This window comes from Pseudomonas abietaniphila, from assembly GCF_039697315.1.
Lineage (GTDB): Bacteria > Pseudomonadota > Gammaproteobacteria > Pseudomonadales > Pseudomonadaceae > Aquipseudomonas > Aquipseudomonas abietaniphila_B.
In genome coordinates, this window is sequence record NZ_CP155619.1 from 2222788 (window position 1) to 2242363 (window position 19576).

The 19576-nt window shown below is 59.5% G+C and carries 21 protein-coding genes and 1 tRNA gene; 16 read left to right on the forward strand and 6 right to left on the reverse strand.

Going from position 1 to position 19576, the window contains the following annotated elements:
- Positions 1–5: 5 nt before the first annotated feature.
- Genes phrB through ABDX87_RS09900 form a run of 8 tightly spaced genes read left to right on the forward strand, consistent with a single transcriptional unit; the run spans position 6 to position 6813 of the window.
- Positions 6–1451 carry a deoxyribodipyrimidine photo-lyase gene (gene phrB, locus ABDX87_RS09865; protein ID WP_346832698.1) on the forward strand — a complete coding sequence of 482 codons (1446 nt, stop codon included), beginning with the start codon at positions 6–8 and terminating at the stop codon, positions 1449–1451.
- A complete protein-coding gene (locus ABDX87_RS09870) occupies positions 1444–1869 on the forward strand; it encodes a nuclear transport factor 2 family protein (protein WP_346832699.1) in 426 nt (141 codons plus the stop codon). The genes phrB and ABDX87_RS09870 overlap by 8 nt, the downstream gene beginning before the upstream one ends.
- Positions 1866–2642 (forward strand): SDR family NAD(P)-dependent oxidoreductase, encoded by a 777-nt coding sequence (locus ABDX87_RS09875; protein ID WP_346832700.1) that lies wholly within the window; start codon positions 1866–1868, stop codon positions 2640–2642. The genes ABDX87_RS09870 and ABDX87_RS09875 overlap by 4 nt, the downstream gene beginning before the upstream one ends.
- Positions 2639–3886: an NAD(P)/FAD-dependent oxidoreductase gene (locus ABDX87_RS09880; RefSeq protein ID WP_346832701.1), complete on the forward strand. Its 1248-nt coding sequence runs from the start codon at positions 2639–2641 to the stop codon at positions 3884–3886. Before ABDX87_RS09875 ends, ABDX87_RS09880 begins: the two co-directional genes overlap by 4 nt.
- Positions 3883–4680 (forward strand): DUF1365 domain-containing protein, encoded by a 798-nt coding sequence (locus ABDX87_RS09885; RefSeq protein WP_346832702.1) that lies wholly within the window; start codon positions 3883–3885, stop codon positions 4678–4680. Before ABDX87_RS09880 ends, ABDX87_RS09885 begins: the two co-directional genes overlap by 4 nt.
- Entirely contained in the window at positions 4667–5929 is a 1263-nt protein-coding gene (locus ABDX87_RS09890) for a cyclopropane-fatty-acyl-phospholipid synthase family protein (protein WP_346832703.1), read from the forward strand. Before ABDX87_RS09885 ends, ABDX87_RS09890 begins: the two co-directional genes overlap by 14 nt.
- Positions 5922–6437: a DUF2878 domain-containing protein gene (locus ABDX87_RS09895; RefSeq protein WP_346832704.1), complete on the forward strand. Its 516-nt coding sequence runs from the start codon at positions 5922–5924 to the stop codon at positions 6435–6437. Before ABDX87_RS09890 ends, ABDX87_RS09895 begins: the two co-directional genes overlap by 8 nt.
- Before the next feature lie 58 nt (positions 6438–6495).
- Complete coding sequence (locus ABDX87_RS09900) at positions 6496–6813, forward strand: YkgJ family cysteine cluster protein (protein WP_074753541.1); 318 nt, start codon at positions 6496–6498, stop codon at positions 6811–6813.
- Between the two features lie 111 nt (positions 6814–6924).
- Here the strand turns inward: ABDX87_RS09900 and ABDX87_RS09905 are convergent, their stop codons facing one another.
- The 6 genes from ABDX87_RS09905 to hemA all read right to left on the reverse strand — a co-directional run bounded on the left by ABDX87_RS09905 (position 6925) and on the right by hemA (position 12326).
- Positions 6925–7443 carry an acyloxyacyl hydrolase gene (locus ABDX87_RS09905; protein ID WP_346832705.1) on the reverse strand — a complete coding sequence of 173 codons (519 nt, stop codon included), beginning with the start codon at positions 7441–7443 and terminating at the stop codon, positions 6925–6927.
- A gap of 113 nt (positions 7444–7556) precedes the next feature.
- Positions 7557–8357: a glutamate racemase gene (murI, locus tag ABDX87_RS09910; protein WP_346832706.1), complete on the reverse strand. Its 801-nt coding sequence runs from the start codon at positions 8355–8357 to the stop codon at positions 7557–7559.
- Positions 8358–8389: 32 nt separating this feature from the next.
- On the reverse strand, positions 8390–9142 hold the full coding sequence (locus ABDX87_RS09915) for a molybdopterin-synthase adenylyltransferase MoeB (protein WP_346832707.1): 753 nt from the start codon (positions 9140–9142) through the stop codon (positions 8390–8392).
- Positions 9136–9969 (reverse strand): peptide chain release factor N(5)-glutamine methyltransferase, encoded by an 834-nt coding sequence (gene prmC, locus ABDX87_RS09920; RefSeq protein WP_346832708.1) that lies wholly within the window; start codon positions 9967–9969, stop codon positions 9136–9138. The genes ABDX87_RS09915 and prmC overlap by 7 nt, the downstream gene beginning before the upstream one ends.
- Positions 9970–11052 carry a peptide chain release factor 1 gene (gene prfA, locus ABDX87_RS09925; RefSeq protein WP_346832709.1) on the reverse strand — a complete coding sequence of 361 codons (1083 nt, stop codon included), beginning with the start codon at positions 11050–11052 and terminating at the stop codon, positions 9970–9972.
- Positions 11049–12326 carry a glutamyl-tRNA reductase gene (gene hemA / locus ABDX87_RS09930; protein ID WP_346832710.1) on the reverse strand — a complete coding sequence of 426 codons (1278 nt, stop codon included), beginning with the start codon at positions 12324–12326 and terminating at the stop codon, positions 11049–11051. The genes prfA and hemA overlap by 4 nt, the downstream gene beginning before the upstream one ends.
- 258 nt (positions 12327–12584) lie before the next feature.
- On the opposite strand from hemA, the gene ABDX87_RS09935 reads away from it, so the two are divergent.
- The 8 genes from ABDX87_RS09935 (at position 12585) to ychF (ending at position 19413) form a co-directional block, all read left to right on the forward strand.
- Positions 12585–14312 (forward strand): tetratricopeptide repeat protein, encoded by a 1728-nt coding sequence (locus tag ABDX87_RS09935; protein ID WP_346832711.1) that lies wholly within the window; start codon positions 12585–12587, stop codon positions 14310–14312.
- A gap of 3 nt (positions 14313–14315) precedes the next feature.
- On the forward strand, positions 14316–14933 hold the full coding sequence (gene lolB / locus ABDX87_RS09940; RefSeq protein WP_346832712.1) for a lipoprotein insertase outer membrane protein LolB: 618 nt from the start codon (positions 14316–14318) through the stop codon (positions 14931–14933).
- A gap of 2 nt (positions 14934–14935) precedes the next feature.
- Complete coding sequence (ispE, locus tag ABDX87_RS09945) at positions 14936–15787, forward strand: 4-(cytidine 5'-diphospho)-2-C-methyl-D-erythritol kinase (RefSeq protein WP_346832713.1); 852 nt, start codon at positions 14936–14938, stop codon at positions 15785–15787.
- Positions 15788–15822: 35 nt separating this feature from the next.
- A tRNA-Gln gene (locus ABDX87_RS09950) sits at positions 15823–15897 on the forward strand.
- A gap of 47 nt (positions 15898–15944) precedes the next feature.
- Positions 15945–16886, forward strand: coding sequence for a ribose-phosphate pyrophosphokinase (locus tag ABDX87_RS09955; RefSeq protein ID WP_037018241.1), 942 nt, complete (start codon positions 15945–15947; stop codon positions 16884–16886).
- 139 nt (positions 16887–17025) lie between these two features.
- The gene (locus ABDX87_RS09960; RefSeq protein ID WP_074753531.1) at positions 17026–17631 is read left to right on the forward strand and encodes a 50S ribosomal protein L25/general stress protein Ctc; all 606 of its coding nucleotides are present in this window, start codon (positions 17026–17028) and stop codon (positions 17629–17631) included.
- A gap of 75 nt (positions 17632–17706) precedes the next feature.
- Entirely contained in the window at positions 17707–18291 is a 585-nt protein-coding gene (gene pth, locus ABDX87_RS09965; protein WP_074753530.1) for an aminoacyl-tRNA hydrolase, read from the forward strand.
- A 21-nt stretch (positions 18292–18312) separates the two neighbouring features.
- Complete coding sequence (gene ychF / locus ABDX87_RS09970) at positions 18313–19413, forward strand: redox-regulated ATPase YchF (RefSeq protein ID WP_346832714.1); 1101 nt, start codon at positions 18313–18315, stop codon at positions 19411–19413.
- Positions 19414–19576: the final 163 nt, after the last annotated feature.

The following is a 19576-nucleotide window of genomic DNA, read 5'->3' on the forward strand; positions in this document are numbered from 1 at the left end:
TGAACATGCAACTTATCTGGCTGCGCAGCGATTTGCGCGCACACGACAACACCGCATTGAGCGCTGCCATGGAGCAGGGCCCCACGTTGGCCGTGTACATGATCAGCCCCGAGCAGTGGCGCAGCCATGACGACGCGCCATGCAAGGTCGACTTCTGGTTGCGCAACCTGGCCGCGCTCAAAGTCGAACTCGAAGCGCTTAATGTCCCGTTGCTGATCGTGCAGGCCACAACGTGGGACAAGGCGCCCAAAGCGCTGCTCGATCTGTGCACGACTCACGGAATCGAGCAGGTTCACGTCAATGAGGAATACGGCGTCAACGAAACCCGACGCGATGAAGACGTCGCCGCAGCGCTGGAACAACAGGGCATCGGCTTTCACAGTCATCTCGACCAGTTGTTTTTCAAGCCCGGCAGCGTACTGACGAAAAGCGGCGGGTACTTCAAGGTCTTCACCCAGTTCCGAAAGGTCTGTTACGCGCGCTTGCACTACTCGGTGCCAGCGGTGGTGCGCCTGCCGAGGAAACAGTCGAAGTTGCCCATTAACAGTGACGATGTTCCAGAGCAGGTAACGGGTTTTGCCACCCCGCCCGACGCGCTGCGCGCGCTGTGGCCTGCGGGCGAAGCCGAAGCCCGTCGGCGCCTTGAAGCCTTCACCGACGAACAAGTGCACTACTATCAGGACGAGCGCGACTTCCCGGCAAAGCCCGGCACCAGCCAGCTTTCCGCGTATCTGGCGGCTGGCGTCGTCTCGCCCCGCCAATGCCTGCATGCCGCATTGCGCAGCAACAACGGCGAATTCGAAACGGGAAACGCAGGCTCGGTGACCTGGATCAATGAGCTGCTGTGGCGCGAGTTTTATAAACACGTGCTGGTCGGATTCCCTCGTGTTTCCCGCCATCGCGCTTTCCGTCCTGAAACCGAAGCGTTGAAGTGGCGTCACGCGCCAAAGGATCTGGAAGCCTGGCAACAAGGGCGAACCGGACTGCCGATCATTGACGCGGCGATGCGTCAGTTGCTGGAAACAGGCTGGATGCACAACCGTCTGCGCATGATCGTGGCGATGTACCTGACCAAGAACCTGCTGATCGACTGGCGCGAAGGCGAACGTTTTTTCATGCAACACCTGATCGACGGGGATCTGGCGGCGAACAACGGCGGTTGGCAGTGGAGTTCGTCCACCGGGACCGACGCGTCACCGTACTTCCGCATTTTCAATCCGCAGAGCCAGTCAGAACGCTTCGACCCGGAAGGCCGGTTCATCAAGACCTGGATTCCAGAGCTGGCTGACCTCAACAAGCGAGATGTTCACAACCCTGCCGCGCTTGGCGGGCTCTTTGGCGTTGCCGGTTATCCGGCACCGATCGTAGACCTCAAATCCAGCCGCGAACGCGCGCTGACCGCTTTCAAATCGCTGCCCCATCGACAAGCAGAGACTCAAGACCATGAGTGAATTCCTGCGCGATTACGCCCGGCGCTTTGCCGAACTCGACAAGGGGAACCTGCACCTGCTCGGCGAGCTGTACAGCGATGACATCGCCTTCGCCGATCCATTGCACGAGGTCCACGGGCTGCCTGATCTGCGCAAGTATTTCGAAGACCTGTACGCCAACGTCACCGACTTGCAATTCGAGTTTCATGCCTTCGATCAGGTACGCGAAGGCAAGGGCTATATGCGCTGGACCATGACGTACCGCCATCCACGCCTGAAGCAGGGTGAGCCGATCCTGGTTCAGGGCTGTTCGCACCTGCTGTGGACGGACAACAAGGTGTTTCAGCATCGCGACTTCTTCGACGCCGGAGCGCTGCTTTATGAGCATCTCCCCGTGATGGGCAGGATGATCCGCTGGCTCAAAGGGAGATTGGCATGAATCGACGTATCTGGCTGACCGGCGCCAGCAGCGGCATTGGGCTGGCGCTGGCCGAAGAACTGTTGAAAGCAGGCCATCAGGTCGCGCTGACGGCGCGCACCCTCGAGCCGCTTGAAGCGCTGGATCAACGCTTTGCACATCAGGTGTTGCTCGTACCTGGCGACGTCTCCGATCCCGAACAGGTAACCGCCATCGGCGAGCGCATCGCTCAAGTCTGGGGAGCGGTAGACACCGTGATCCTCAATGCGGGCACCTGCGAATACATTGACGCGAGCCGGTTCGATGCCAGCATGGTCGAGCGCGTGGTGAAGACCAACCTGATCGCCACCGCGTACTGCATTCAAGAAGCACTGGCGCTGTTGCGACGGGGTGAGCGCCCGCACTTGGTCGGTGTGGCTAGCTCGGTTGCCCTTCTGCCGCTGACCCGCTCCGAAGCCTATGGAGCGTCGAAGGCCGGCTTGCGTTACCTGCTTCAATCCTTGCGCATTGATCTGGCGCGCGAAGGCATCGACGTCACGGTCGTCAGTCCCGGCTTTGTCGACACCCCGCTGACCGCAAAAAACGACTTTCCAATGCCCATGCGCTGGTCGGCCCCCAAAGCTGCGCGGTACATCGCCGAACGCCTGGAAAGATCCCGTCGGCCGCTCGAAATTGCCTTTCCGTTCGTCTTCATTCTTGTGCTGAAGGCTATCGCTGCCCTTCCCGGTCGCCTGCAACTGGCGCTGTGTAAACGCATGGTGCGCGCCTCCGCCAAGACTGGGGAGGCCTCATGAAAATCGCGATCATCGGCAGCGGTATCTCGGGCCTGACCAGTGCCTGGTTGCTCAACCGCATGCATGACATCACCGTGTTCGAAGCCGATGACTGGATCGGCGGCCACACGCACACCGTCAACGTGTCCATGAATGGCAAACAGCACGCCATCGACACTGGATTCATCGTCTTCAACGACTGGACCTACCCCAACTTCATCAAGTTGCTGGGCAAGCTGGGCGTGGCGTTCAAGCCCACCGAGATGAGCTTTTCAGTCTGCGACCCGCACAGCCGTACCGAATACAACGGCAACAACCTCAACAGCCTGTTCGCCCAGCGCAGCAACCTGCTGTCGCCCACCTTCTGGGGCATGCTGCGGGACATCCTGCGCTTCAATAAACAGGCATTCGCCGATCTGCAAAGCCAGCGCATCGCCGCAGACACCACGCTCGGCGCCTACCTGAAAGCCGAAGGCTACGGCCGACGTTTTACCGAGCACTACATCGTGCCCATGGGCGCAGCGATCTGGTCGATGTCACTGGCGGACATGCTCGCTTTTCCGCTGCAGTTCTTCGTGCGTTTTTTCAAGAACCACGGTCTGCTCTCGGTCAGCAACCGTCCGCAATGGTGCGTTATCGAGGGCGGCTCCAGCCGTTACATCGAACCGCTGACCGCGTCGTTTCGCGACCGTATCCGTCTGAAATGCCCGGTCACTCGGGTCGAGCGTGACAAGGACGGCGTGACGATTCACAGCGCTCAAGGCAGCGAACGCTTTGACAAAGTGGTGTTCGCCTGCCACAGCGACCAGGCATTGGCAATGCTGGCCGAGCCGAGTGCCAACGAACGGGAAATACTGGGCGCCCTGCCCTATGCCGATAACGACGTCGTGCTGCACACCGACACCCGACTGCTACCCAGCCGCCCATTGGCCTGGGCGAGCTGGAACTACCGGCTGGGCGGCGCGGGCGATCAATCGGCCGCCGTAACCTACGCGATGAACATTCTGCAAGGGATCGAAAGCGATACCACCTTCTGTGTCAGTCTCAATCAGACGTCAGCCATCGATCCGGACAAGATCCTTGCCCGCTATCGCTACGCCCATCCGCAATACAGCCTCAAGGGGATCGAGGCTCAAGGGCGCTGGCAAGAAGTGTTCGGCGCCCAGCATACCTATTACTGCGGCGCTTACTGGGCCAATGGCTTTCACGAAGACGGCGTGGTCAGTGCGCTGCGCGTTGCCTCTGCCTTTGGGGAATCGCTGTGAACAGCGCCCTGTACAGCGGCTGGGTTAGCCATCGGCGCTTTTCCCCCAAAGCCCACGCGTTCACGTACCGGATCGGCATGCTCTATCTCGATCTGGAAGAGCAGGATGCCGTGATGCAGTTGTCGCCCTTCGCCGGGGTGAGCCGTCTGGCGCCGTTTTCATTTCGCCAGAGTGACTACTTGCGCGAATACACCGGGCGCGGCATCTCGCTGATCGGCGCCGTGCGCGACATTGTGCGCAAGGCGTTGGGCCATGCGCCGCTGGGCCGCGTATGCCTGCTGACCCAGGCACGGAGTTGGGGTTTGTCGTTCAACCCGGTGAGTTTCTTCTACTGCTTTGAACGTAACGGCAACCTTGCGGCGATTGTCTGCGAGGTCACCAACACGCCCTGGCGTGAGCGCTATCACTACGTGCTGCCGGCCGATGCCGAAGGTCACCAGCATTTCGCCGTGGCGAAGGCCTTTCATGTCTCGCCCTTTCTGCCCCGGGATCTGGAATACCGCATGAGTTTCAGCCAGCCGAGCGACCGGCTTGGCGTGCACATGGCGGACTGGCAAGGCGAGCACAAAGTATTCGACGCCACCCTCAATTTGCAGCGTCAGCCGATCAGTCGCGCCGCCCTGCACCGTCATCTGCTGAGTTTCCCGTGGATGACCGCCAAGACTTGCCTCGCCATCTACTGGCAGGCACTGCGGCTTTTCGCCAAACGCATACCGATTTTTTCCCATCAGGCCGCCGAAGGCTCGTACCGCAGTGCTGCCGTTGACAAGGACAGACGCCATGAAAAGCAGTAGCGCCACCGCCGGTTTCAGCACCAACAACCTGACCTCGAACCTTCTGCGACGTGGCGTGCTGCGGCAACTCACGCACCTTCGGCATGGACAGTTGGTGGTTTACGAGGGCAATGAGCGGCAGGTGTTTGGCACTGCGGGCGCTCTGCTTCTGGGCGAGATTCACGTCCAGGATCCGGCCGTGTGGGGCCTGGTCGCCAGCAATGGATCGATCGGCGCTGGCGAGGCTTTTATCCACGGCTACTGGACAAGCCCGGATTTGACTGCGGTCATCCGGGTATTCGTCAGCAATCTGGATGTGCTGGATGCACTGGAAGGCGGTCTGGCGCGTCTCAGTCGCCCTTTCGTGCAAGGCCTGCACTGGCTCAACCGCAATACGCGCAAAGGCTCGCAGAAAAATATCGCGGCCCACTACGACCTGGGCAACGACCTGTTCGAGCAATTTCTCGACCCGACCATGATGTATTCGGCCGCGCAGTTCCTCACGCCCGATGACACGCTGGAGCAGGCGCAGTTGAACAAGTTGGAGCGGATCTGCCAGAAGCTTTCGCTCAAACCCACCGATCACTTGCTGGAGATCGGCACGGGCTGGGGCAGCATGGCGATCTACGCCGCTCAGAACTACGGCTGCAAGGTCACGACCACGACCCTGTCCAAAGAACAGTTCGCCTACACCGAAAAACGTATCGCCGAGCTTGGTCTGCAAGACCAGATCACGCTGCTGCTCAGCGACTACCGTGACCTGACCGGGCAATACGACAAGCTGGTGTCCATCGAGATGATCGAAGCGGTCGGTCACCGTTTTCTGCGGACCTATTTCAAGCAGTGCACGCAACTGCTCAAGGACGACGGCTTGATGCTGCTGCAGGCGATCACGATCCGAGAGCAGCGATACGAGCAGGCAAAACGCAGCGTCGACTTCATCCAGCGGTACATCTTTCCGGGCGGCGCCTTGCCTTCCGTCACCCGAATGCTGGAAATCGTCAGCGATGACACCGACATGAACCTGCTGCACATGGAAGATTTCGGGCTGCACTACGCAAAAACCCTGCGCCTGTGGCACGACAACTTCCGTCATGCGACCGGCTACCTCACTGAACTGGGCTACGACGATTATTTCCTGCGCCTGTGGGAGTTTTATCTGTGCTACTGCGAGGGCGGCTTCATGGAGCGCACCATCGGCACGGCGCAATTGTTACTGGCAAAACCCAAGGCCATGCCCGAGCCGTTGCTGGGACGGTTCAATGCTTAAGAACCTGACAAATGCCGCGCTGTTTCAACTCGGCTGGTTCACCTGCGTACTGGGTGGGAACAGCGGCTGGCTGCTGATCACGTTCGTTATTCTTGTCATCCACCTGTTGCTGATCGGCTCATGGCGCAGTGAGGGCAAGCTGCTGATGACGGTGTTCGCGCTGGGCTGCGTGCTCGACAGCGCGCTGATCAAGCTGGGCGTTTTCGATTTCGGGGAAGCGGGCAGGGTCATTCCGTTGTGGCTCGCCTTGCTATGGCCGCTGCTGGCCACAACGCTGGGGCATTGTCTGGCCTGGTCGGCCACCCCCTGGTGGCTGGCAAGCATACTGGGCGCGCTTGGCGGGCCGGCTTCCTACATTGCCGGATCGCATCTCACCTATGTCCAGTTGCCGTTGGGCGTGTGGCCAAGCGCCCTGATACTCGGCGCGATCTGGGCGGTCATCTTCCCGTTGCTGCACTGGCTGGCCCGCTACTTTCGCGAAACCCGCTCCCATGAGGTCTCGGCGTGAAGGCTGCGTCCGTCAGACCAGCCACCGGCGTCTTCGACACTGCTTTACACTGCGGCCCATGACTTCCATCCCCCTGCTCCAACTTCCCGTAGAACCCGCCGAACCTGTGGTCACCTGCTCAACCTGCGCCGCGTGCTGCTGCCAGCTTGAAGTGATGCTGATCACCGACACGGGTGTGCCTGAACGGTTTATCGACACCGACGACTGGGGCGGCGAAGTGATGTTGCGCCTGGACGACGGCTGGTGCGCGGCACTGGATCGCGACACGATGATGTGCACGATCTACGACAAGCGGCCGTTGATCTGCAGGGAATTCGAGATGGGTGCGCCGGAATGCATCACAGAGCGGGAAGGGATTGCGACGGCGTATTTGTGATATCTGCCGCCCCCAGAATCTTCGCGAGCAAGCTCGCTCCCACATTGATCGCATGATTTCTGTGGGAGCGAGCTTGCTCGCGAATGGGCCGACGCGGACTGAGCTGAGGCGTCAGAACGGCATCGTGTAATGAATCGCGTAGCTTTCGATACCGTCGTTATCGGTGGTCATGCCACCGTTGGAGTAGTGAGTCGCGCGCAGGCCGACTTCATGACCACCGGCAAAGCGCAGACCGAAGCCCAGACGGTCTTCGAACTGGAATGCACTGCCCAGCTTGTTGCCTTCAACTTCCGTGCGCTGGAATACAGCCGCGCCGATACCGGCTTCGATGTAAGGCTTGACGCTTTCGCCGGAGAACTCGTAAACGAACACCGGAGAGAACGAGAGACTGTTGTTGCTGGCGTTTTTGTCACCTTCCCAATAAGTGTAGGCGCCACTCCAGTAGCCGGTCAGACGACCCACACTGGTCTGCCACCAGCTTTTGTCCCAATCAAATTGCGCGCCCAAACGATAGGTCATCGTCGACTCGCCAGTGTGCCCCACCGAGAACTCGACCCCATCCGCTTGTGCAATCGCACTTTGCCCCGTTAACGCAGCCGCAATCGCAGCCAAACAAAACAGTCGCTTCATCTGAAACATCCCATTTCCGAGTGCAGTTAGAAATTTTTTATATCGACAGACGTGCTGTAGAAATCTGCCCGTGAACAATAGTTCAGTCAAAAACAGCGCTATTCACGTTTTTTTCACGAACCGAAGCTTCGCACACTGTCAGATTTTTTCCATAGTAACGGTAGGATGTTTCTGAAATTGTCTGGATCACCGCTGGTCCAGAACTGCGCCGGTTGCGGATGGCCGCTGGCGAGCAAATCGCGCTGGCTGAGTAAACGCTGCAACTGCCGGGCAACAGCAGCGCCGGTGTCGATCAGGGTGATCGAGGCCGGGATCATCTCCCGCAGCAGCGGTTTTAGAAAGGGGTAATGGGTGCAGCCCAGGATGATCGTGTCACAACCTGCCGCCAGCAGTGGCTGAACATAACTGTGCAGCAGTTGGCGAATGGCGGGGCTGACCAGATCGCCCGTTTCAATCAGCTCCACCAGACCGGGGCAAGGCTGAGTGATCACCTGCACATCGGCAGCGAATCGGTCCAGCAGGGCTGCAAACTTGGCGCTTTGCAGGGTGCCGGTGGTGGCAAGCACACCCACCACACCGCTCTGGGTGGCGGCCGCCGCGGGTTTGACCGCTGGCTCCATGCCGACGATCGGCCAATCCGGATAACGCTCGCGCAAATCGGCAACTCCCGCCACGGTCGCCGTGTTGCAGGCCAACACCAAGGCCTTGGCGCCTTTCTCACGAAAGAACTCAGAGATGGCGACGCAACGCTGACGAATGAACTCCGGGGTCTTTTCGCCATAGGGAATATGGCCGCAATCCCCCACGTACAGCAGGGACTCGTTCGGCAATAAACGACTGATTTCGCCCAGCACCGACAAGCCGCCGACACCCGAGTCGAACACCGCAACCGGCGCGTCGTTGTCCCTAGCCATGCCTGATGATTCCCTTCACGGCTGAATTCAATTCAAGCCTCCGCGCCACAGACGCTGCAGCCCGGATCCCGCTTGACCTTGAGTTCGCGAAACCGGGTACCCAATGCATCGATCAACAGGAGGCGCCCTACTAATGGCTCACCAAATCCGGCCAGCAACTTCAATGCTTCGAGCGCTTGCAGACTGCCCACCAGTCCCACCAGTGGACCGATGACACCGGCTTCGCTGCAGGTGAGCTCGGCTTCGCTGCCGTGCCCGTACAGACAGTGGTAGCACGGGCTCTCGGCGCGACGCGGATCAAACACCGACAACTGCCCTTCCAGGCGAATCGCAGCGCCGCTGACCAGCGGTTTGCGAGCCGCCACACACGCGGCATTGACGGCTTCGCGGGTGGAGAAGTTATCCGAGCAGTCGAGCACCAGATCCACAGCATCGACCGCTGCGGCGAGAGAATCGACATCCAGCGCCGCGCGGTGCGGCACCAGCTTGATTTCAGGGTTGATCGCGGTCAGGCGCTTGATGGCCGAATCGACCTTGCTCTGACCCACGCTCTGAGTGTCATGAATGATCTGGCGTTGCAGGTTGGTGAGATCGACGCTGTCGAAATCCGCCAGGTGCAACTCACCGATACCGGCCGCCGCCAGGTACAGCGCGACCGGCGACCCCAGACCGCCGACGCCGACCACCAGCGCACGGCTTTGCTTGAGGCGCAGCTGGCCGTCGATGTCGACCTGCTGCAGAAGAATCTGCCGGCTGTAGCGCAGCAGTTCCTCATCGGTCAGCACGGTACGCGTCCGAAGGTAATACGTTCGTGGTCACCCAGATCGCGTCGGGTCTGGATCTGTTCGAAACCGTGACGATTGAGCAACTCACGCACGGCCGGGCCCTGATCATAACCATGCTCCAGCAGCAACCAGCCACCGGCTTCCAGGTGCGCAGGTGCCTGGGAAACGATGAGCCGCAAGTCGTCCAGCCCGTCAGTGCCCGACACCAGCGCACTGCTCGGTTCGAAACGCACGTCGCCTTCAACGAGGTGTGGATCGTTGGATGCAATGTAAGGTGGGTTACTCAGAATCAGGTCAAAACGCTGACCCTCCACGGCACTGAACCAATGGCTGCGCATGACGTGCGCATTGTCCAGGTGCAGTCGCTTGCGATTGCGCTCGGCCAGCTCGACCGCCTCGTCGACGCGATCCACCGCCGTGACGGTCCACTGAGGACGGTCCTTGGCCAGCGACAAGGCGATGGCGCCCGTCCCGGTGCCCAGGTCGAGCAAACGATGAGGAATCGCACTCGGCAACAATTCCAGCGCGGTTTCCACGAGCATTTCTGTCTCTGGACGAGGAATCAGCGTGTGCGTCGCGACTTCAAGGTCGATGTTCCAGAAACCCTGCTGGCCCAGAATGTAGGCAACGGGCTCGCCCGTACGACGGCGCTTCAGAAAACCATCGAATGCCTGCGCGGCTTCGGTGCTGACGATACGCTCCGGCCAGGTGTGCAAAAAGCTGCGCGGCTTGCCCAGGGCAGCCGCCAACAGCAGTTCGACATCCAGCCGGGCTGTCGGAGAGTCCGGCAGTTCAGCGTTTCTTAACAAGCTGGCGATGATGGTCATTTACTCACCCAGTGCCGCAAGTTGATCTGCCTGATACTCGGCAAGCAACGGTTCTATCACTGCATCGACTCCACCCGCCAAAACTTCATCCAGCGAGTACAGCGTCAGGTTCACGCGATGGTCCGTCACTCGCCCCTGTGGAAAATTGTACGTCCGGATACGCTCCGAACGGTCACCCGATCCCACCAGCAGCTTACGCTCGCTGGCAATGGCATTGGCGGCAGCCGCCGTCTGCTGATCGTTGAGCTTGGCCGACAACCAGGCCATGGCCCGGGCGCGGTTCTTGTGCTGGGAGCGCTCTTCCTGACACTCGACGACAATACCGGTCGGCAAGTGAGTGATGCGAATCGCCGAGTCGGTCTTGTTGACGTGCTGACCACCGGCACCGGACGACCGGTAGGTGTCGACCCGCAGGTCCGCCGGGTTGATCTCGATGGCTTGCTGCTCGTCGGGCTCCGGCAACACCGCCACGGTGCAGGCCGAGGTGTGGATACGACCTTGGGATTCGGTTTCCGGCACGCGTTGAACCCGGTGCGCGCCGGACTCGAATTTCAGTTTGCCGTAGACGTTGTCCCCTTCGACCCGGGCGATGACTTCCTTGAAGCCGCCATGCTCACCCTCGTTCTCCGACAGGATCTCAACCCGCCAGCCGCGACGCTCGGCGTAACGCGAATACATCCGGAACAGGTCGCCGGAGAAAATCGCCGCTTCGTCACCACCGGTGCCCGCACGAATTTCGAGAAACACGTTGCGACCGTCGTTGGGGTCCTTGGGCAGCAGCATCTTCTGCAGATCGCTTTCCAGGACTTCCAGCTGATCCTTGGCCTCGCGCACTTCCTCGACAGCCATTTCGCGCATGTCCGGATCGCTGTCCTTGAGCAGTGCCTGAGCACCTTCAAGGTCGCTCTGCACTTTCTGCAGCTGCTTGTAGGCCTGGATCACCGGCTCGACTTCGGCGTACTCGCGGGAGTAGGCGCGGAATTTGGTCTGATCGGAAATGACTTCGGCATCACCCAGCAGCGCGGTCAATTCCTCGAAACGGTCGCTGAGCACGTCCAGCTTATTGAGCAGTGAAGCTTTCATTGCGGGGGTTTATCCGTGGAGCCCTCATTGAGGGCAAAGAGTTCCTGGGCCATGGCCAGCGCATCGACGCGGCCTTCGGCGGACAGCTTTTTCAACTGCACGCTTGGCGCGTGCATCAATTTATTGGTCAGGCCTCGTGCCAGCGCCATCAGTACATCTTCGGCATTGCTGCCGTTGGCAAGCATGCGTTGCGCTTTTTGCAGCTCTTCATCACGCAGGCGTTCGCTTTGCTGACGATACGCCTTGAGCACGTCGACCGCCGCCAGTTCGCGCAGGCGGGACATGAAATCGTCGACGCCCAGACTGACCAGCTCCTCTGCTGCCTGGGCGGCGCCCTGCCGGCTCTTGAGGTTTTCCGCAACGACTTCGTGCAGATCGTCCACGGTGTAGAGGTAAACGTCGTCCAGTTCGCCGACTTCCGGCTCGATGTCGCGCGGGACGGCGATGTCGACCATGAAAATCGGTTTGTGCTTGCGCAGCTTCAAGGCACTTTCCACCGCACCCTTCCCCAGAATCGGCAACTGGCTGGCGGTGGAACTGATGACGATGTCGCTGTTGACCAGTTCGGCGGGAATATCGGCCAGCAGCACCGCATGCGCACCGAACTCTTCGGCCAGGATGCTTGCGCGCTCCAGCGTCCGGTTGGCGACAACGATACGCTTGACCCCCAGATCGTGCAGGTGTCGGGCGACCAGCGTGATGGTCTCGCCCGCGCCGATCAACAAGGCCTGGCTGCGCTGCAGGTCACTGAAGATCTGCTTGGCCAGGCTGACGGCGGCAAACGCCACCGAGACCGGGTTTTCGCCGATGGCGGTGTCGGTACGCACCTGCTTGGCCGCGCTGAAGGTGGCCTGAAACAAACGGCCGAGCAAGGGGCCGATGGTTCCTGCTTCCCGCGCCACGGCATAAGCGGACTTCATCTGGCCGAGAATCTGCGGCTCGCCCAACACCAGCGAATCCAGCCCGGAAGCGACGCGCATCATGTGGCGCACCGCCGCGTCCTCCTCGTGCACATAGGCACTGGCGCGCAGCTCTTCGATGTTCAGGTGGTGATAATCGGCCAGCCATCTCAGGACCACGTCGGCGGTGAGGTGATCCTGCTCTATATAAAGCTCGCTGCGATTGCACGTCGAAAGAATGGCCGCTTCGCGACTTTCGGTCAGGCGGCACAGCTGCTGTAACGCTTCAACCAGCTGCTCAGGGGTAAATGCCACGCGCTCGCGGACATCCACTGATGCAGTCTTATGGTTGATACCCAGAGCAAGAAAGGCCATTCAAGGTCGCTGATGGTGACGTGAAGCCGGCAATTGTCCTACTTCAATAGATTCAGGACAACCACCGCAATACATTCAGAACGACCAGGACAGTCTATTGTCCCTATAGAGATCCGCTTTGCCGCGATGCGCCTGCGACAAATTGTCCAAGCGCAGGCCGTAGATTAAGGGTCTTTAGTTTTCTCGTGGGCTGTGGGTTTGCTCCCTGCCTTGTGTCATGATGCTTTCAAACCGCAGGTAAGCCGCCCTCTCTTCTATATGAATAAATCCTCCGCGTTGTTCCTTGCCCTTGTCGTTCTTGGTGGCTGTCAGTCTACGGCCCCTGTTTCCACGGAGCCCGCTGCTCCGGCGAAAGAAACGACGCCCGCACCTGCAGCCAAGCCGCAGGTTTACGGTTCGTTCACCCAGGAAACGGTCGTCAGCCTGCTGACCGCCGAACTTGCCGGGCAGCGCAATCGCTTCGACATTGCGCTGGACAACTACGTGACCCAGGCGATCCAGACCCAGGATCCGGGGATTTCCGAGCGCGCCTTCCGCATCGCCGAATACCTGGGCGCCGATCAGGCCGCGCTGGACACGTCGATGATCTGGGCGAAAAACGACCCGACCAACCTCGAAGCACAACGCGCTGCCGCTATCCAGCTTGCACGCGCCGGACGCTATGACGACTCCATGCGCTATATGGAGAAGGTGCTGCAAGGTCAGGGCGATACCCACTTCGACTTCCTGGCGCTGTCCGCGGCAGAAACCGACTCCAACACCCGCAAAGGCCTGCTTACCAGCTTTGATCGCCTGCTGGCCAAGTACCCGAAAAACGGCCAGCTGATTTTTGGCAAAGCCCTTCTGTTGCAACAGGAAGGTGACAACGCGGCTTCGTTGAAACTGCTGGAAGACAATCCACCGGGCGAGGGCGAAGTCGCGCCGATCCTGCTGCGCGCGCGCCTGCTGCAAAGCATGAATCGCGGAAAGGAAGCGCTGCCGCTGCTGGAAAAAAGCATCAAGAAGTACCCGGACGACAAACGTCTGCGCCTGACGTACGCGCGCATGCTGGTCGAACAGAACCGCATGGAAGACGCGAAAGTCCAGTTCTCGAGCCTCGTTCAGCAGTACCCGGATGACGATGAGTTGCGTTACTCGCTGGCGCTGGTCTGCCTGGAAAACAAGGCGTGGGATGAAGCGCAAGGTTACCTGGAAGACCTGGTCGCCCGAGGCAGCCATGTCGATTCGGCCCATGTGAACCTGGGTCGCATCTATGAAGAACGCAACGACCCGCAAAACGCCCTGAGCGAATACGCACAAGTGGGCCCAGGCAATGATTATCTCCCGGCGCAGTTGCGTCAGGCCGATATTCTGATGAGCAACGGCAGCACCGCCGAAGCCTCGAAGCGGCTGGCTCAGGCACGCGCCGACCAACCGGATTACACCATTCAGCTGTACCTGATCGAAGCGGAAACCCTGACCAATAACAACCAGAGCGACCGCGGCTGGCAGGTACTCACTCAGGCGCTGAAGCAATACCCGGACGACCTGAACCTGCTCTACACCCGCGCCATGCTCGCGGAGAAACGCAACGACCTGAAGCAGATGGAGACCGATCTGCGGGCGATCCTCAAGCGCGAGCCGGACAACGCCATGGCGCTCAATGCGCTGGGTTACACCTTGTCTGATCGCACGACGCGTTACGCCGAAGCCAAGGAATTGATCGAGCGCGCGCATCAGCTCAACCCGGAAGATCCAGCGGTGCTCGACAGCTTGGGCTGGGTCAATTACCGCCTGGGCAACCTCGACGAAGCCGAACGCCTGCTGCGTGAGGCGCTGGAGCGCTATCCCGATCACGAAGTCGCCGCGCATCTGGGTGAAGTGCTGTGGGCCAAAGGTCAGCAGCGTGAAGCTCGAAAAGTGTGGGGCAAGGCCCTCGAACAGCAACCTGACAGCCCGGTCCTGCGCAGCACCCTCAAGCGCTTGACCGGCTCTGAGACTCTCTGATTTATGTTATTGCGCCACGTACTTGCATTCAGTCTGATCGCCCTGCTCGCCGGTTGCGCCGGCATCACGCCCCACGAAGCCGTTCAGGGCAAGGGCGACGCCAACAAATGGCGAGCCAACAAAGAACAACTCGCCAGCCTCGACGGCTGGCAAATCAACGGCAAGGTCGGCATTCGCGCGCCTAAGGACTCTGGCAGCGGCACGTTGTTCTGGCTGCAGCGCCAGGATTATTACGACATCCGCCTGTCCGGCCCGCTGGGTCGGGGTGCGGCACGCCTGACCGGCCGCCCGGGCGCCGTTTCGCTGGAAGTCGCCAATCAGGGCCGTTACGACGCACCGGATCCGGAAACCCTGCTCAAGGATCAACTGGGCTGGAAGCTCCCCGTTTCGCATCTGGTCTGGTGGGTCCGCGGCCTGCCCGCACCCGACAGCAAGAGCAGCCTCACGCTGGATGGTGACAGTCGCCTGTCCAATCTGGAGCAGGACGGCTGGCAGATCGAATACCTGAGTTACACCGAACAGAACGGCTACACGCTGCCTGAGCGAATGAAACTGCACGGTCAGGATCTGGACGTCACGCTGGTCATCAAGGACTGGCAGCCGCGTAAGTTGGGGCAGTAAGCATGTCCCAGCCGCTTCTGACCCTGCCCGCTCCGGCCAAACTCAATTTGATGTTGCACATTCTTGGCCGCCGGCCAGATGGCTATCACGAGTTACAGACGATCTTTCAGTTTCTCGATTACGGCGATGAACTGAGTTTCGCGCTTCGTGAGGATGGCGAAGTCCGTCTTCAGACAGAAATCGAAGGCGTTCCTCACGACAGTAACCTGATCGTGAAAGCGGCTCGCGCACTTAAAGAACAATCCGGCTGTGAACGGGGCGTCGATATCTGGCTGAAAAAAGTGCTGCCCATGGGCGGCGGAATCGGCGGCGGAAGCTCCGACGCCGCGACCACCCTGCTCGGCCTCAATCATCTCTGGCAACTGGGCTGGGACGAAGATCGCCTTGCGGCGCTGGGGCTCAAGCTCGGGGCTGACGTGCCGGTTTTCGTGCGTGGACACGCCGCATTTGCTGAGGGCGTGGGCGAAATCCTTACCCCCGTAACCCCTGAAGAACCGTGGTATGTCGTGCTTGTGCCGCAAGTATCTGTAAGTACAGCAGAAATTTTTTCAGATCCACTGTTGACACGTGACACGCCTCCCATTAAAGTGCGCCCCGTTCCCAAGGGAAACAGTCGAAATGACTGCTTACCGGTTGTAGCAAGGCGTTATCCAGATGTTCGTAACGCTTTGAATTTGTTAGGTAAATTTACCGAAGCGAAATTAACCGGAACTGGAAGTTGTGTGTTTGGGGCCTTCCCAAACAAAGCTGAAGCTGATAAAGTCTCGGCCCTTCTTACAGAGACCCTTACAGGGTTTGTAGCAAAAGGCAGCAACATCTCGATGTTGCACCGGAAGTTACAGACACTGCTCTAAGAGAACCGAGTGCCAGGCACTCGTGCTACAGATACAGGGGCGTCGCCAAGCGGTAAGGCAGCAGGTTTTGATCCTGCCATGCGTTGGTTCGAATCCAGCCGCCCCTGCCATTTTCCTATAGTCATCCAGGCATACCCTAAGCCTCCAGGTACTGCGCGTGTCCAAGATGATGGTCTTTACGGGGAACGCCAACCCCGATCTGGCTCGGCGTGTCGTACGTCAGCTGCATATCCCTCTCGGTGACATTTCTGTCGGTAAGTTTTCCGATGGCGAGATTACCGCTGAGATCAATGAAAACGTTCGCGGTAAAGACGTCTTCATTATTCAGCCGACCTGCGCTCCGACCAACGATAACCTGATGGAACTCGTCGTGATGGCTGATGCCTTCCGCCGTTCCTCGGCTACTCGTATCACAGCTGTTATCCCTTACTTTGGTTATGCCCGCCAGGATCGCCGTCCGCGTTCCGCTCGCGTGGCGATCAGCGCTAAAGTGGTTGCGGACATGCTCACCGTCGTCGGTATCGACCGGGTGCTGACCGTTGACCTGCACGCTGACCAGATTCAAGGCTTCTTCGATATTCCGGTAGATAACATCTACGGCTCCCCGGTTCTGGTGGATGACATCGAAGACCAACGCTTCGAAAACCTGATGATCGTTTCCCCGGATATCGGTGGCGTCGTGCGTGCACGTGCTGTTGCCAAATCCCTGGGTGTGGATCTCGGGATCATCGACAAGCGCCGTGAGAAGGCCAATCACTCCGAAGTGATGCACATCATCGGTGACGTCGAAGGTCGTACCTGTATTCTCGTCGACGACATGGTCGATACCGCCGGCACCCTGTGCCACGCGGCCAAAGCCCTCAAAGAACATGGCGCTGCCAAGGTCTTTGCCTACTGCACACACCCTGTGCTGTCGGGCCGTGCGATCGAGAACATTGAAAATTCCGTGCTGGACGAACTGGTGGTCACTAACACCATCCCGTTGTCCGCTGCAGCACAAGCCTGTGACCGTATCCGTCAACTGGATATCGCACCGGTAGTCGCTGAAGCGATGCGTCGCATCAGCAATGAAGAATCGATCAGCGCGATGTTTCGTTAAGGGCCCTGCCCTTTTCAAATACCGTTGACGAAAAGCGCCCCGCCCCAACACTTCCTGTTGGGGCGGGGCTTTTTTGCCCATACCGTGTCTGGCGCTGGTCGCAAACGCCGCTCGGTCATGGCTATTTTGGAGATACAAAATGACTGACTTTACTCTGAACGCCCAAGCGCGTACTGACCTGGGGAAAGGTGCGAGCCGCCGCCTGCGTCACGCGAAACAAGTTCCAGCCGTTGTTTACGGTGGTAACAAAGACGCTGCTTCGATCACCATCGAAGCCAAGGAAATGGCCAAACTGTTCGAAAACGAAGCTGCTTTCAGCCACGTTATCGAACTGAACGTTGATGGCGCCAAGCAGAACGTGATCGTTAAAGCGATGCAACGTCACCCTGCCAAGCAGTTCATCATGCACGCCGACTTCATCCGCGTCGTCGCTGGCCAGAAACTGACCGCTACCGTACCTGTGCACTTCATCAACGAAGAAGCACCGATCAAGAAAGGCGGCGAAATCTCGCACACTACCACTGAGCTGGAAGTGTCGTGCCTGCCTAAAGATCTGCCTGAGTTCATCGAAGTTGATCTGGGCGCGCTGGAAATCGGCGACAACGTTCACCTGTCCGACGTCAAAGCACCTAAAGGTGTTGAATTCGTCGCTCTGGCGCACGGCAAGGACCTGGACATCGCTAACGTCCACGCTCCTCGCGTCGTTCAGGAAGAAGAAGGCACCGCAGAAGGCGAAGCAGAGTAATCATTACTCGCTAGCCGGTTGAACCCGTGATGGTGCGCTGCACCATCACACTCGACCCAAGGAAGAGCCCCTGACGTGACCGCCATCCAACTGATCGTCGGCCTGGGAAACCCCGGCCCCGAATACGAACAGACCCGGCATAACGCAGGGGCTCTTTTCGTTGAGCGTATTGCCAGCGCCCAGCGCGTCAATCTGACCGCTGACCGCAAATATTTCGGCCTGACGGCTAAATTCAGTCATCAGGGCCAAGACGTTCGTCTGCTGATTCCCACCACCTACATGAACCGTAGCGGTCAGTCCGTTGCGGCACTGGCGGGTTTCTTCCGGATTCCTCCGCAAGCCATTCTGGTGGCCCACGACGAACTCGACCTGCCTCCGGGTGTCGCCAAACTCAAACTGGGTGGCGGACACGGCGGGCATAACGGCCTGCGCGACATCATCGCGCAGCTCGGCAACCAGAACGGCTTCCATCGCCTGCGGCTCGGCATCGGCCATCCGGGCGACGCCAGCATGGTGTCCAATTTTGTCCTGGGTCGCGCGCCACGCGCCGAGCAGGAAAAACTGGACGCCAGTATCGACTTTGCCCTCGGCGTGCTGCCGGATGTACTCGCTGGCGACTTCGCCAAGGCGATGCGCGTCCTGCACAGCCAGAAGGCCTGACATCACTCGAGGGGAAACACCATGGGATTCAACTGCGGCATCGTCGGCCTGCCCAACGTCGGCAAGTCCACCCTGTTCAACGCCCTGACCAAATCCGGTATCGCGGCGGAGAACTTTCCCTTCTGCACCATCGAACCGAACAGTGGCATCGTGCCGATGCCCGACCCTCGCCTCCAGGCGCTGGCCGACATCGTCAACCCGAAACGCATCCTGCCGACCACGATGGAGTTCGTTGACATCGCGGGCCTGGTTGCCGGCGCATCCAAAGGTGAAGGCCTGGGCAACAAGTTCCTGGCCAACATCCGCGAAACCGACGCCATCGCTCACGTGGTCCGCTGCTTCGAAGACGAGAACGTGATTCACGTCTCCAACAGCGTCGACCCGAAACGCGACATCGAGATCATCGACCTCGAGCTGATCTTCGCCGACCTCGACAGCTGCGAAAAACAGCTGCAGAAAGTGACGCGTAACGCCAAGGGCGGCGACAAGGACGCAGTGGTCCAGAAAGGCCTGCTGGAAAAACTCATCGCTCACTTCACCGAAGGCAAGCCTGCGCGCAGCCTGATGAAGACCATGGGCGCTGACGAGAAAGCCGTGATCAAAGGCTTTCACTTGCTGACCACCAAGCCGGTCATGTACATCGCCAACGTCGCTGAAGACGGTTTCGAGAACAACCCGCACCTGGACGTGGTTCGCGCAATCGCCGAAGAAGAAGGCGCCATGCTGGTGCCGGTCTGCAACAAGATCGAAGCCGAGATCGCCGAACTCGACGACGGCGAAGAGAAAGACATGTTCCTTGAAGCCCTAGGCCTCGAAGAGCCGGGCCTGAACCGCGTGATCCGCGCCGGTTACGAAATGCTTCACCTGCAGACCTACTTCACCGCCGGCGTCGAAGAAGTCCGCGCCTGGACCGTCCGCGTCGGTGCCACCGCACCTCAAGCCGCAGGCGTGATCCACACCGACTTCGAAAAAGGCTTCATCCGCGCCGAGTGCATCGCGTACAACGACTTCATTCAGTACAAGGGCGAAGCCGGTGCGAAAGAAGCAGGTAAATGGCGCCTGGAAGGTAAGGACTACATCGTCAAAGACGGCGACGTACTGCACTTCCGCTTCAACGTGTAATCCGAGGCGTCGTCGGGTTTTCCAGACAGCGCCTCGTGAAAAGCCCCTCCTCGGGTAATGCTGCTCACTTAAGCGGGTAGCATTACGATCCAGCGGACACCGGGCTATTGATATCTTCACCGCCTGGGCTGCTAAAGCTTTGGGCGGTGATCCAGAAACATCC

Coding starts and splice junctions, on each gene's coding strand:
- hemA (WP_346832710.1), bottom strand. CDS start 12,326: ATGGCCTTTCTTGCTCTGGGTATCAACCATAAGACTGCATCAGTGGAT.
- ABDX87_RS09870 (WP_346832699.1), top strand. CDS start 1,444: ATGAGTGAATTCCTGCGCGATTACGCCCGGCGCTTTGCCGAACTCGAC.
- ABDX87_RS09935 (WP_346832711.1), top strand. CDS start 12,585: ATGAATAAATCCTCCGCGTTGTTCCTTGCCCTTGTCGTTCTTGGTGGC.
- ABDX87_RS09880 (WP_346832701.1), top strand. CDS start 2,639: ATGAAAATCGCGATCATCGGCAGCGGTATCTCGGGCCTGACCAGTGCC.
- ABDX87_RS09895 (WP_346832704.1), top strand. CDS start 5,922: ATGCTTAAGAACCTGACAAATGCCGCGCTGTTTCAACTCGGCTGGTTC.
- ispE (WP_346832713.1), top strand. CDS start 14,936: ATGTCCCAGCCGCTTCTGACCCTGCCCGCTCCGGCCAAACTCAATTTG.
- ABDX87_RS09900 (WP_074753541.1), top strand. CDS start 6,496: ATGACTTCCATCCCCCTGCTCCAACTTCCCGTAGAACCCGCCGAACCT.
- ABDX87_RS09890 (WP_346832703.1), top strand. CDS start 4,667: ATGAAAAGCAGTAGCGCCACCGCCGGTTTCAGCACCAACAACCTGACC.
- ABDX87_RS09875 (WP_346832700.1), top strand. CDS start 1,866: ATGAATCGACGTATCTGGCTGACCGGCGCCAGCAGCGGCATTGGGCTG.
- ychF (WP_346832714.1), top strand. CDS start 18,313: ATGGGATTCAACTGCGGCATCGTCGGCCTGCCCAACGTCGGCAAGTCC.
- ABDX87_RS09960 (WP_074753531.1), top strand. CDS start 17,026: ATGACTGACTTTACTCTGAACGCCCAAGCGCGTACTGACCTGGGGAAA.
- phrB (WP_346832698.1), top strand. CDS start 6: ATGCAACTTATCTGGCTGCGCAGCGATTTGCGCGCACACGACAACACC.
- prfA (WP_346832709.1), bottom strand. CDS start 11,052: ATGAAAGCTTCACTGCTCAATAAGCTGGACGTGCTCAGCGACCGTTTC.
- murI (WP_346832706.1), bottom strand. CDS start 8,357: ATGGCTAGGGACAACGACGCGCCGGTTGCGGTGTTCGACTCGGGTGTC.
- ABDX87_RS09905 (WP_346832705.1), bottom strand. CDS start 7,443: ATGAAGCGACTGTTTTGTTTGGCTGCGATTGCGGCTGCGTTAACGGGG.
- prmC (WP_346832708.1), bottom strand. CDS start 9,969: ATGACCATCATCGCCAGCTTGTTAAGAAACGCTGAACTGCCGGACTCT.
- lolB (WP_346832712.1), top strand. CDS start 14,316: ATGTTATTGCGCCACGTACTTGCATTCAGTCTGATCGCCCTGCTCGCC.